10 protein-coding genes and 1 other RNA gene are annotated in these 12734 nt (G+C 54.2%); 4 read left to right on the top strand and 7 right to left on the bottom strand.

Features of this window, described 5'->3' with window-relative positions; genetic code table 11:
- Nucleotides 1-571 precede the first annotated feature (571 nt).
- Nucleotides 572-1051, bottom strand: a complete 480-nt coding sequence (nusB, locus tag ACZ5AL_RS14115; RefSeq protein WP_464511187.1) for a transcription antitermination factor NusB — start codon at nt 1049-1051, stop codon at nt 572-574.
- A gap of 211 nt (nt 1052-1262) precedes the next feature.
- Between nusB and ACZ5AL_RS14110 the strand changes: the two genes are divergently transcribed.
- Complete coding sequence (locus ACZ5AL_RS14110) at nt 1263-3719, top strand: DNA internalization-related competence protein ComEC/Rec2 (RefSeq protein ID WP_464511185.1); 2457 nt, start codon at nt 1263-1265, stop codon at nt 3717-3719.
- A 1144-nt stretch (nt 3720-4863) separates the two neighbouring features.
- Here the strand turns inward: ACZ5AL_RS14110 and ACZ5AL_RS14105 are convergent.
- The 6 genes from ACZ5AL_RS14105 to ACZ5AL_RS14080 all read right to left on the bottom strand — a co-directional run bounded on the left by ACZ5AL_RS14105 (nt 4864) and on the right by ACZ5AL_RS14080 (nt 9995).
- Nucleotides 4864-6186 carry a glucose-6-phosphate isomerase gene (locus ACZ5AL_RS14105; RefSeq protein ID WP_464511184.1) on the bottom strand — a complete coding sequence of 441 codons (1323 nt, stop codon included), beginning with the start codon at nt 6184-6186 and terminating at the stop codon, nt 4864-4866.
- 123 nt (nt 6187-6309) lie between these two features.
- The gene (locus ACZ5AL_RS14100; RefSeq protein WP_464511183.1) at nt 6310-6486 is read right to left on the bottom strand and encodes a hypothetical protein; all 177 of its coding nucleotides are present in this window, start codon (nt 6484-6486) and stop codon (nt 6310-6312) included.
- A gap of 23 nt (nt 6487-6509) precedes the next feature.
- Nucleotides 6510-7709, bottom strand: a complete 1200-nt coding sequence (gene ribB, locus ACZ5AL_RS14095; protein ID WP_464511181.1) for a 3,4-dihydroxy-2-butanone-4-phosphate synthase — start codon at nt 7707-7709, stop codon at nt 6510-6512.
- Nucleotides 7710-7758: 49 nt separating this feature from the next.
- The gene (gene yajC / locus ACZ5AL_RS14090; protein WP_464511180.1) at nt 7759-8109 is read right to left on the bottom strand and encodes a preprotein translocase subunit YajC; all 351 of its coding nucleotides are present in this window, start codon (nt 8107-8109) and stop codon (nt 7759-7761) included.
- 220 nt (nt 8110-8329) lie between these two features.
- An RNA gene (gene ffs / locus ACZ5AL_RS14085) (signal recognition particle sRNA small type) lies at nt 8330-8429 on the bottom strand.
- A gap of 516 nt (nt 8430-8945) precedes the next feature.
- On the bottom strand, nt 8946-9995 hold the full coding sequence (locus tag ACZ5AL_RS14080; RefSeq protein ID WP_464511179.1) for a Fic family protein: 1050 nt from the start codon (nt 9993-9995) through the stop codon (nt 8946-8948).
- Between the two features lie 544 nt (nt 9996-10539).
- Between ACZ5AL_RS14080 and ACZ5AL_RS14075 the strand changes: the two genes are divergently transcribed.
- The 3 genes from ACZ5AL_RS14075 (at nt 10540) to ACZ5AL_RS14065 (ending at nt 12563) form a co-directional block, all read left to right on the top strand.
- On the top strand, nt 10540-10941 hold the full coding sequence (locus tag ACZ5AL_RS14075) for a hypothetical protein (protein WP_464511177.1): 402 nt from the start codon (nt 10540-10542) through the stop codon (nt 10939-10941).
- Nucleotides 10942-11117: 176 nt separating this feature from the next.
- On the top strand, nt 11118-11363 hold the full coding sequence (locus tag ACZ5AL_RS14070) for a hypothetical protein (RefSeq protein ID WP_464511176.1): 246 nt from the start codon (nt 11118-11120) through the stop codon (nt 11361-11363).
- Between the two features lie 87 nt (nt 11364-11450).
- The gene (locus tag ACZ5AL_RS14065; RefSeq protein ID WP_464511175.1) at nt 11451-12563 is read left to right on the top strand and encodes a 6-bladed beta-propeller; all 1113 of its coding nucleotides are present in this window, start codon (nt 11451-11453) and stop codon (nt 12561-12563) included.
- The last annotated feature ends 171 nt before the right edge of the window (nt 12564-12734 follow it).

The raw sequence follows: 12734 nt of genomic DNA, 5'->3' as shown, positions 1-12734 counted from the left end.
TCAGTTCATGCCGTAGTGGGTCCGATACGATGTGCAGATGCTATGGATTCATGCCACACTCACGGTTCAGCAAGGTAAGTTAAGCTGATCCGACGCGTTCCGCGCCCACTGATCGACTCTACTGGAAGACACCTATGCTATCCATGGCGCTTTCCCTGCGCTCGCGATCAGAAGCAAAGCGAATATCCCTGTCGGTTATCTGGACTGTCCTACTGCTGTGTCACAGCTCAATCTTCGGGTTGCAACACCCCTACTTTAATGATGTCATCTTGAGCGGAGCGGCTCCGCCTAGGAGACGCGGAGTCTGACACGAGCGGAGCGACTGACGAACGCAGTGAGTAAAGATCTCCCTCGAAATGAGCAGGGCCGCTCGATCGATCAGAGCCTGCTGAGCGTCGGGGAGATGGTTCGACGTGCTCCGGGCTGGGCCCGTCGCGTGCACTCTAAAAGCACTTCTTCCCTGCGGTCAGGGCGCTCACCATGACAGGTTTTTTCGAAGGGGGCTGGGATACAGAGTGTCGGACGGTCTCTATACCCTAACAATCAGGTGTGACAGGGCACTACCCGTTCCTCATGAGGATGCTCGCTCGGCAATGGCATCGAGTCCAACTCGCCCCCGTCCTGTTTTGTGAAGACTGTCTGACTCGTACAACTCCATAAGCACTGCATCCAGTACGCCATTCAGGAACGTACCCGTTTTGGGTGTGCTAAAACGCTTACCAACTTCAATAGCTTCGTCGATTGTTACCTTTGGGGGGATCTCTTCAAAGTGAAGCAACTCGCACACAGCCATCCGCAACAGCGCCCGGTCGATGGCCGAGATGCGGTCTAGATCCCAGTTCTTGAGGTGCTTTTCCAAATAACGATCAATCTGGCGTTCGCTCGACACCGTCGTCTCAAAAAGCGACTGTGCAAAGTCGAGCGTTTTCGGATCGTTCTCAAATTCGGGCTCGATCAATGTGTACATGTAGTGGCGCGGCTTTTCACCGGCCAACTCGCGGGCGTATAGAGCCTGCATTACGCGCTCACGTGCTTTGCGTCGGGTACTCATAGCCCTAGTGGTACAAATCGGATGGGAAGTATAGGCACAGGGGCTTGTCTATCTGCTGTACACATGAGCAGGTTCGCTCCCCAATGCGGTTTCACAGGCGATTCGCACACGGGAGCCGCTCACGATGGTTATTCCACTACGTTGCGTTGAGGAACGCTTGTGTGTCGTAATGCTGAATGGCCCCTGGAGATGAACCGATTCCCCTTGGCCGATGCCTGCACCCAACACCGTTCCGCTGTTGCTATGTGCTATAGCGTTTGCCCTTGGCATCGGCGGTGCTACAGCCGGAGGAGAGCCCTGGAGCATTACCGTGGGGCTTGGTGGGGGCGGCCTACTGCTTATAGGAGTTGGTTTATGGCACACGCATCGTTCCCTGGTTAACCTGGGGCCACTCCTTCAGATCGTAGGGCTTTTAGTTGTCGTGTGCGCCCTGGGAGCGGGTCGTTTTCTTGTGTGGCAGGCGCCCCATCCGGAAAGTTTGCGCACCGTGCCCGATCGCTTGTTGAACCCACCGGTTGAGGTTCAGATCGCTGGGACGGTCGAAAACCCAGTCGTTACGGCGGGAACATCCACCCGCTTTGTGCTCAAGGCCGATACCGTTTACACCGCCACCGATACATTGGCGATACGCGACCGTATCCAAGTGCGCTGGCAGCCTTCACCGTGGGCCGACACCCTGGCATCATTTCCAAATGTAGAGGCCGGGGCCCACTGGACTATGCGCGGACGTCTCGACCATCCTCCGCCTCCACGTAATCCTGCTGACTTTGACTATGGAGCGTATCTCCAAAACAATGGCATCCACTGGACGCTTCGTGTCGACACGCCAAATCAGGTGCATCGACACGTTCCTGCTCCTTCGGGTTATACTCGAACAGTGCATCGTGCGCGAAGCAGGGTTGCCAACTATCTGGAATCGCATCTGCAAAACCCAACAGCCCGAAGCGTACAGCAGGCCTTGCTTCTTGGCGACCGAAGTGATATTAGCCGTGAGCACCGGATGCACTTCGCTGACACAGGCCTGATGCACCTGCTAGCGGTGTCGGGGTTACACGTCTTGTTAGTTGGCTTAGTCGTTTACCAGCTTTTGCGTCCGCTGCTCATGCGGTTGAACATCTCACGGCAACGGGTTGACTTCATTCGGGCCGTGTGCACAGTTGCCCTCCTCTGCACATACATGGTGCTTACCGGCTTACGCCCCTCGGTCGTTCGTGCTACGGTGATGGCAACTATTCTGATTGGGGGGCACCTCGCGCAGCGGTCCTATGCTACGTTGAACGCACTGGGCGCAGCGGCTCTTCTGTTGCTGTGGATGCGTCCCACCGCACTATACGACCCGGGCTTTCAGCTCTCCTTTGCAGCAGTCACAGGCATTGTGCTGTTCAATTCACGACTGATTGAGGCATTTCCCTCCGTATTAACGAAGGGCACGTTAGCGTCTAATATCACACAGTTGGTTACAGTGTCAGCAGCTGCAACTCTCGGTACCATGCCCTTTTTGCTCGTACATTTCGGGTTTGTATCGATGGCAGGTCTTGTGCTGAATGTCATTGCCATTCCGCTTACAGGCCTGGCGCTTGCTGCAGGCATTTGCACCGTGGTTGCAGGAGAGTTAGCGTGGATCGCAGGGCTATTTGGAGCCGCCGCCGATGTGCTGACCCAGGCCCTTGTACACACAGCATCCTGGGGCGCTAATTACTTGGAAGGCTGGAAATGGACGGTGCCGTACGTGCCGTGGAGTGTAGCTGGTGGACTGGCTGTTGTCCTTTGTGCTGTTAGCGCCGTACGCGCATTTCGGGCAATCCACGGCATGTTTGCCTTGCTCGGTATCGCCGTATGTATGATATGGCTTCCGCTGCTTACACGCCCGGTTACGCCAACTCTGGATGTGCTCTTTTTCGATGTGGGGCAGTCGGATGCCGCGCTTGTCCATACCCCCGATGGCCATCACTTGCTTGTCGATGCTGGGCTCCGTACTCCCCACTTTGATGCAGGAACGTCGACGCTACTTCCGCACCTTCGCTATGCAGGCATTCGCACCGCAGATGCGGTAGCCGTTAGTCATCCCCATGCCGATCATATTGGAGGTGTGCCTGCTCTTCTCCGAGCCGAAGCGGTACAGGCTGTGTGGGATAACGGTATGCACGACGAAAGTCCACTTTATGCTGAAACCGTTCATCTTATCGACAGCCTACAGATCTTTCACCGATCGATCACCTATGGCGATACGCTCATGCTGGGTGAGCACACGCGCCTGGTTGGATTCGGGCCGCCTCAAGATCCTGATGTACATGGGCTTCATGGTCCGAACGAGCAATCAGTTGTCATGGGAGTGCAATATGGGGACGTTCGCATGCTTTTTCCCGGAGATGCTGAGTCGGTTGCAGAATCGTGGCTGGTGGATACGCATGGACAAGATTTACAGAGCGATGTGGTAACGGCCCCCCATCACGGGTCATCAACAAGTAGCACTTCTTCTTTTGTGAATGCTGTAGCCCACGATAGCACACACGTAATCATAAGTGCTGGACGATACAATCAGTTCGGATTTCCGGCTTCTGATGTTGTTGAACGGTGGCAAAATGCTGGTGTCATGCTTCACTACACCAGTGACCGTGCCGTGTGGCTCCGTACCGATGGACACCGGGTATGGACAGCGGATTGGTAATATTCCCTCAGTGTCATACAGATGCTAAGATGCTGATTGGTTGGGATTGATATGCTTTGAGCTATCAACCCCAACTGGTATGCGGTCATGTACCGCATACCAGTTTTGTGCATTCTGGCTTGAGTTTTCCACATGCCCTAGTAACTAGGTCTAGGTTTTAAAATAAAAAAATTGTTCTAGTAGTAGGGGCTGTGGATATGTGGATAACCTATTTGTCCACAGCTAGCCGTTGCCTATGTGGACAAATACGGCGACTTATCCACAGGTTATCAACAGCTAGGCACGACTAGAAAGTCGGCATACGGCGACAGACGGCGATTTCGCTAGAGATATCCACATATCCACAGGAAAAGGCACTTTAGCGTGGATAAGTTATCCACAGCTATCCACACTGTGGATAACATGGTACGAATTGTGGATAAGTCGCTAGTTGTACACATCGCGATTTTGGATGTGAGCAACTAGGCAGTTATCAAGATGTTATCCCCGGGTTATCCACAGGTTATCCACGGCAATTGTGGATAACTAGGGGGAAGATTTGCGCACTTGGCGAGGTCGGTGTAGAAGATTTGGACTAGAGGTGTGTCAGGGATCAATCTTCGGGTTGCAACGCGCCCCGTTTTAATATTGTCATCTTGAGCGGAGCGGCTCCATCTAAGTAGACCCACAAAAGTATCTTTGATTATGTCATTGCGAGGAGCGCTAGCGACGCGGCAATCTTGTGCCATCAAGCCGGGCAGCACCGTCCAGGTCGGGGGCATGAGATCGCCGCGTCAGTCGCAAGCTCCTTCCTCGCGATGACAAGGTGTAAATATATTTCTTTTGAGCTACCTAGGAGACGCGGAGTCGAAAGATCTCCCACGAACTGGGCAGGGCCGTTGAATCACCAGTAGCCGCTGAACCTCAGGAGAGATGGTTCGGCGTGCTCCGGGCTGGGCCCGTCGCGTGCTCACCATGACAGGTTTTTTGGTGGGGCACACAGTTTGGCACTGTCTCCGTACCCTAACAATCAACTGTGACAGAACCAGCCTACTGTCGCATTCGAATGTTCGGAAGAACGGGATAAAACTCAAGCAGCCCCACAAAGAAAGCCCTGTCAGAATATCTCCGACAGGGCTTTCTAAATTGTATAAGTCGAGAGCTCCTAGCTATCGCGGCCCAAGCGACGGTACATTTCGCGCTTGTAGTCCTCCACGCCAGGCTGGTTGAAGGGGTTTACGCCGAGTGCGTACCCACTAACAGCAACGGCGTGTTCAAAGAAATAAATGAGGCCGCCAATGGACTCGGCATTGAGTGCATCCAGCCAGAGCGTACAATTCGGAACGCCGCCGTCGGTGTGTGCTTGGGCGGTGCCCTCGTAAGCGCCCTTGGTGACGGCGTGCATGGGCCGGTTGGCGACGTAGTTGAGTCCGTCGAGGTTGGCATCGTCGTGAGGGATATGCAACCCATCCGACTGGGCCTCCACCATCAAGAAGGTTTCCATGACGATGCGTTGGCCATCTTGCATGTACTGCCCCAGGGAGTGGAGGTCGGTGGTGTACTGTACGGTAGCGGGAAAGAGGCCGGTGCCGTCTTTGCCTTCGCTCTCGCCAAAGAGCTGCTGCCACCATCCGCCAATGCTGGCTAGGCACGGTTCGAACGTTGCAAGCACCTCGATATCGTATCCTTCCTGCAACAGGGCATAGCGCAGGGCAGCGTACTGAAGTGCCGGGTTGTTCGTTGGATCCTGCAGCGCATTATGCATCTGCACGGCACCGTAGAACAGCGAGCGGATGTCGATGCCTGCAGCGGCAATGGGAAGCAGTCCGACAGGCGTAAGAACCGAAAAACGCCCGCCTACATCGGGTGGGATGATGTATCGGGTGTAGTCATGGCTTTCACGGAGCGCGTTGAGAGCGCCGCCTTTTGGACCGGTGGTGATGATGATGCGGTCGTCGGCGTTCTCGAAGCGCTCCTCCATCCACGTACGCACGATGCGGAAGGCCAGTGCGGTTTCGAGCGTGGTGCCGCTTTTAGAAATAACGTTCACATACACCGATTTCCCTTCGAGGTGGGCCAGCAGTTCTTTGAGGTACGCCCCGCTGGTTTGGTGGCCTGCAAAGTGAACGGTGGGGGGCTGCGTAGGGGTGACACTTGCACCGTCGGGGGCACCCTCATCTGAAGTGCTTGCCGATGAAAAGTAGGGGGTTAGCGCATCGATAATTGCTTTGGCGCCGAGGTAGGAGCCGCCAATGCCCAGGCAAAGCAACACGTCGGCATCGCGGCGTAGCTCGGCAGCTTTGGCTTCGAGGTCTCCCAAGAGGGCATCGTCGGGTTCATTAACGAGGGTGCGCCAGCCCAGAAAGTCGTTGCCCGGACCCGTGCCCGATTGTAGGGTGCTGTGCGCTTCCACAATAGCTGAGGGAAGGTCGGAGGGGGAGTAGTCCGTTAGAAAGGGACGAATATGGGTGTCATCCAAACGAATCATGGCGTGCGAGGCGTGTGGGTGAAAGGAAAACGCGATGGCTCCACGCACGCAACGGACAGGCGCCTAACAGGGGTTCATGCCTGCTCAAAATACGACACAAAGAAGGGGGGAGGCACAGCCGGGCTATGCCGAGGTGTTTTTTTCGTATAGCGTATAGAAGCGATAGCTGCAGAAGGCGGCGACAAACACCATCAACAGACCACGGATCCATTCGCCTTCCATGAGGCGTGTCCCTGCCAAAAATACCGCAAACACCGCGATAGCTAGATACACCAGCGCCAGCACACTCATTTTACCCATAACGAAAAGGAGGTTTGCATCAGTTACGAAGAGGGAAGGCGTAAGGCATGCAGTAAGCGATCGCCCACAGCAGCATTGCGCAAGCGGTCCGTGACGTTGTTGGGCACTTGCACCGGTACGGTATCTACCATTTCGAGTCCATATCCGGCCAGTCCCACGCGTTTTTTTGGATTGTTGGTAATCAGGCGCAGCTTACGTACGCCCAGGTTGCGCAGAATCTGGCACCCAATGCCATAGTCGCGCGGATCCATGGTGCCTTTGATATCGCCATCAGGGGTATCGAGGGCGTTAAGGCGCTGCAGCAGCGTGGATGATTGAGCGGATTGGCGCATGTACAACACCACCCCCTGGCCTTCGTCTTCCACCATCATGAGCGCGGCGGCAAGTTGTTCGCTATGGGGGTCGCGGCGTGCGGCAAATACGTCGCCCAGTACGTTTTGCGAGTGCGCACGCACCAGCACAGGCTCGTCTTCGTGCCATTGCCCCTTAGTAAACGCCAGATGGACTTCTTTGGTCAACTGGTCGCGAAATGGAATGATCTGAAACGTACCATAGGCCGTTTCGATACGATGGGACTTCAGGCGCTCGATCAACCGCTCGTGCTGCATGCGGTAGGCAATGAGGTCCTGAATGGTGATGATGGGCATGTCGAGCTCATCAGCCAGAGGCAGCAGTTGAGGGACACGCGCCATGGTGCCGTCCTCGTTCATGATTTCGACCAGCGCTCCCGCGGGAGGATGCCCCGCCATGCGCGCCAGGTCCACAGCCGCCTCAGTGTGTCCGGCGCGGCGCAGTACGCCGCCGGTGCGGGCGATAAGCGGAAACACATGGCCCGGACGCGCAAAGGCGTGGGGGCCTTCGTTTTCATCGGCCAGGGCCTGAATCGTGATAGCCCGGTCGCTTGCAGAGATGCCGGTGGTGGTGCCCTCTTTGTAATCAACCGAGACCGTAAAGGAAGTCTGGTGCAACTCGGAGTTGGATTCGACCATGAGGCTAAGGTCAAGGGCCTCGGCGCGGTCGGGCGTAATGGCTGTGCAGATCAGGCCGCGCCCACGCATCGCCATGAAGTTGATTTGCTCGGGCGTAATGGCATGCGCCGCACCAATAAAGTCGCCCTCGTTTTCGCGGTCTTCGTCGTCAACCACGATAATGAGATCGCCCTGCCGCAAGACAGCAAGAGCTGTTTCTATGGTGTCGAACTCCGCAGGATCAACCGAGGACATGGGCGCAGGTCAAATAAACAGAGGGGCAGGCCAGCATGAAAAAGCCAGGTTAGGACTTCTTCTTTTTCTTCTCGTTCTCTACGTTGGCAATGGCCTGCTTTTCGATGCGCAACTTTACGCCGTTGCTATCGACCTGGGCAAGCACGCTGTCGTCGTCGATGCGACGAATAGTGCCGTGAATGCCGCCTGCGGTAATGATTTGATCGCCCCGCTCCAGTGAGTTGACCATTTCCTGATGCTCGGTCTCCCGGTTTTTCTGGGGCCGATAGATAAAGAAGTAGAAGACCGCGAGGATCAGAATGAAAGGGAGTAGCAGTCCCAGCATTCCGCCTCCCCCTTCTGGGTCGGCAGTGAGCAGAAAGGGAAAGACACTTGCAATAAAAGCGCTAACGGTGGTCATAAAGCATGCAACGACAAAATCAACGGAAACCGACGCGCGGCCAATAGGCGCGGTGTGTGGATACGGGGTCTAAACGACTGCTCTACGAAGGGGATTCACGGCCTTTGCGAAAATGTGCCGTAATGTCGGGGGCACTGTGGGTGCGAGCTGAGACGAGAGAGGAGATGAGCAGTGCCTCGGGGACAGAAGCAGATATCAAACGGACTGTACATCCATAAAAAATGGGCAAGCGACCCACATCGCGCCGCTGCGACCTCCTACCGCTGCTGCCTTCCGGCCCTGACGGAGTTCAGAGGGAGCTGGCCGTGTGGGACTTGCCCAATCCGTTGCGGGGTGTCCCCGCGCAAAGGTGTTCGATACTATTGCTGAAGGATATGTGATGTTCCAGCCTGCCCGCACCTTCGATCGGTCTTTGCGGGCAAAATCGTGTTAAGGGGATGGGGAGTATGGAAGGATAGAGGGGTGTAGGATGAAGGGGGGGAAGCCGCGCTGGAGGATCCGCTGCGCTTCCGGGCTTCGGCTACGGGGCATTCCGTATCGCAGCCTCGAAGGATAAATCAAAACAGGTCCTAAATAATGCCATCCCGAATGATGTCATTCCGAGCGAAGTCGAGGAATCTCCTACACGGGGGGTAGTTTTGCAGCGCAGGGTGAAACTTGCCTTTCGACAAATCCGCATGCGGCGGAGGGTGCGTTGCGGGAAGAAAACCTGTCGGAATGAAGACTTCTCCTTCCTATCGTGATCCCGGCGAAGATCTTTCAGAAAGCCAATTTACTGGGACATGGCGCCGTGGCAAGAAGGAAAAAGCTTTTTGAGCAAGGCAACCTGTAGTAAACTATCCATCGAGTTTCCGCCAAACGGCAGCGGGACCGCGCCCTTCAGCTCGCAGGCGGCCCTCGTCCTTTAAATCGTTGAACACCTTTCGGATCATCGACCGGCTTACGCTTGGGCATAGCTGCTCCACATCGCGCGTTTTAAACCCATCGGGAAGGCGGTCTACGGCGTTTCGAATGCGCTGGGTTTTCGCGCCTCGCTGTGTGCGCAAGTCGCCTACGCGCTCTTCGAAGTCATGGTAGGCGGCAAGGAGCGTTCCCAGAAAGTAATTGGTCCAGGGCTGCAGTGTATGTTTAGCGTCATGCCATCCCTGCGAGGAGCGATAGAGCGTGTCGTAATAGCTTTCGCGACTGTCTTCAATGCAGCGCTCCAGGCTGATATACCGGCCAATCGTGTACTCGGCTTTGTACAATAGCAAAAGTGTAAGGAGGCGGGCTACGCGACCGTTGCCATCGCGAAACGGGTGAATGCAAAGAAAATCGAGCACGTATGCGGCGATGAGAAGCAGTTTGTCGACCGTTCCTTGTTTCCATGCACGACGAAACCGCTCGTGCAGCGTCTGCATGGCCGATGGGGTTTGAACAGCCGAAACGGTCTCAAATCGGACGATCTCCCTACCATCAGGATGCTGCTCGGTGATGGCATTATCGGTCGGTTTCCAGTTTCCACCTTCGTCGCTGGTATACCGCAGAAGATCGCGGTGTATCTGGCGCACCAAACCGGTTGAAAGTCGCATCCCACCATGCTGCGCATGTATCGTGTTCAACACGTCGCGATATCCCGCAATGGCTTGTTCAGATCGATTGTCCGGTGCGGTGTCTTCCTCAATCAGTGCCTTAATCCGATCAGGAGCGGCCTCAACGCCTTCGATGCGATTGGATGACTCAGTGCTCCGGATTACAGCAATTTCTTGGAGGGTTTTAAGCGCTTGCCGGGCTTGCTGTGTATAAAGCTGCTCGCGTCCTCGGTACTCGTGAAGTCGAGCTACTGAACGCATTATGTCATGCGTGAGCGAAAGTGCAGGCAGTGTGGTGTCTGAAAACGAATGCATTCGTAAGTGTGCTAATTGCGAAAGCCTGTAGTAGAGCAACTACAGCGACCCGCATTGTCACTACTATTGTCACTATGTAGTGACAATAATTATCACTACTCTACCGGTTCCATGCCAGCTCAGCAAAAGATGGGGGCTTCCTTCCCTCACAGCAAATCCAGCGTATCCATATCAATCGACACGTAGGGGCTGGATGGCGGACTTCCGCCTCATAGAGTACATGTGCGGTATGCGTGGCGAAAGAAATAGAGAATGGGCAGATGGAAGAAGAGGATGGAATGAGCGGTAGCCCCCCCCCCCCCCCCCCCGTTCACAAATTGGTAACATTTCGGACTTGCATGGCGCTCGTTTTTTACGTTAAAAGCGCATCAAGATATGGTTATCGATTCGCGTTATGCTTCACCCATTACACAAGGTCGGCATCGGGTGTGCGGTGCTGGCTCTCACGGCTCTTGCATGGTGGTGCACGGCGGATGGTTCATCGCGGGATGCACCACCCGCCATACATGTTGACGATATATCTTGGGCAGCACTTCCAATCATTATGGAAGACAAAACCGTGAAGTCGCCTGCCGCTATCTCGTTTGCTGGGAATACGGGGTCGCCTCGCGCTGATCAGATGGTCTTTTTTGTATATCGCCCGCATGACTGCTACACCAATCGGGCTGCGATGGACCGCTGGCATGAGTTGGCGGCTTTGGATGAGCAGGTGCAGGCGATCAATGTACTCAAGGAGCGTGGTGCAACGCCTGCCCGGCGCTATCTCTCCGAATTTGCAACGCCGTATCCGACCCGCATCGACACGACGGAGTGGTTTAATCATACCCTCGGGGTCGATAGCACCCCTGCTGTTGTGCTGGTTTCGGAAGACGAGAAGCCGCGTGTTATATCGCCTTCGGAGCAGCGTTCTAACAGCGACCGTCGCCAGTTGCTCGATGCCTCGTAGCATATGCTCACAGGAACGATTCGATGTGGGCTCTACGGCTAAAGATCTCTTTACACATTTAGATTTTACACCCATCGGCACGGGGAGCCATAGTGCAGTGCTTCTGTACATGTGGTGCCGACGAAGTATCTCATTCCCATCTCGTTACTTTTTCTGATCAATAGATCAACAAACCGATGACTGATTCATCCTTATCTGGCCGATTGGCCAACTTCCTGAGCTCGGCATTTTTGGCGCTTGCATTGCTCGTCGCTTCTGGATTTGCAGTTCACAGCATGAGTATGAACGAGGCAACGGCGAAAGCGGATGTGCAAGTGCAGACTGATGAGCGTTGCGGAAATACGGTTTTTGCGTTGATCCCATGCACTGGTACAGATATTGACTGCTTGTGTCCAATTATCGTTACTCCTGACGAGGGATAGTTTCTTAAGTGATTAGCAGCGTAGTACGCGGCTTCTGTATGTTGTCTACAGGGGCCGTTTTTTTCTGAAGATCAATTCATTTGAGAGATGCATCTATTTCAAACATCCATAATTTCTGCTTTTGCACTTTTCGTCGTACTTACAGCTTGTACCGATAATAAAACAGCCCCCCAAATCCGGTCGCTGCATGAGAGTGAGCAGTTGACCTATATTGATACTCTCATGATTCAAGAGAGTAATCAGGACTACATCGGTGATTTTGGAGACATGCGAGTTGTTACTAATCCATTTCGCATATACATCCCTGACTTTCAGCGCTATCATGTTGCTGTGCTTAACAGAAGAGGAGAAATCGTGCGATACATTGGTGAGCAAGGGCAAGGACCTGGAGAGTTGCAGCGTCCCGCGACTGTAGCACTTGCTGGAGATAGCATCATTGTGAGTCAAGCCCAGCGACGTGGGTATGTCGTGTTCGATACCACCGGTCAGTATCGCTCACATCATGGATACCCCAATGAGATGACAAGCTTAAATGCGGTATTCAGAATTGTTGAAACGGGTCAGTACGTTCTCTCAGCTACCGGTAGTGAAACTGTACGTGGTGGGGCAAACACTGCTGATCAGACTACACTTGCGTTTGTAGATAGTGACTTTGACATACAAAAAACGTTTGGACGCTTTCCTGACTTGTATCTTGACGGTGAGTATGCACTGCGAGAAAATCCTAAAGATGTAGAAGCTCATCTTCTTGTCGTTGGGTACGCCCATACGCCCAACGTTCAAGTCTATGACATGCAAGGTCAAGAACCGACTCTTCTGGAAACAAAAGAGCTGGACCATCCAGCCTTCAAATCTCCTCACAAGCCTATTCCGTTGGATTTAGCCCGTTCAGCTATGAACAGGTTTGTAGAACGCCTTTCGCAGGTATCGCTCACGACGCGTACCTACATATTACCTAACAAAACGGTTGTGCAGTACTTCGAAAACCGAAGTTTGGCCTATTACGAGAACGAGCACGACCCGACTGAGCGCGAGGACTATGCCATTCTCGCTGACCTCAATTCCAGTCAGCAAGAAGCACTAAAGTTACCCGGCCCGATCCTTGCCCGCGACGATTCCAACCGCATCTACGTCGAACTCGACCCCACGCCCGATCAGCGTAAAATTGGCGTGTATGAAGTAACAGGGTGGGACAATTGAGGTGTGGAAGTTTGGATGTGTGGAGGGGGAGAAGACGCAGGCTGGAAGCTGCTCTGGATGGTATACGTGCCTGCAGTAAAACCTTGCAAGCGAATCCGAGAGCCCGACATTCTCAAATAGGCGAGGTAATCGGACTACGACCCGCTCTTATTTTCGTTTTATCCTGAAAAT

It is taken from the genome of Natronotalea proteinilytica, assembly GCF_055379935.1.
This window is presented reverse-complemented; position numbering and strand designations above follow the sequence as displayed.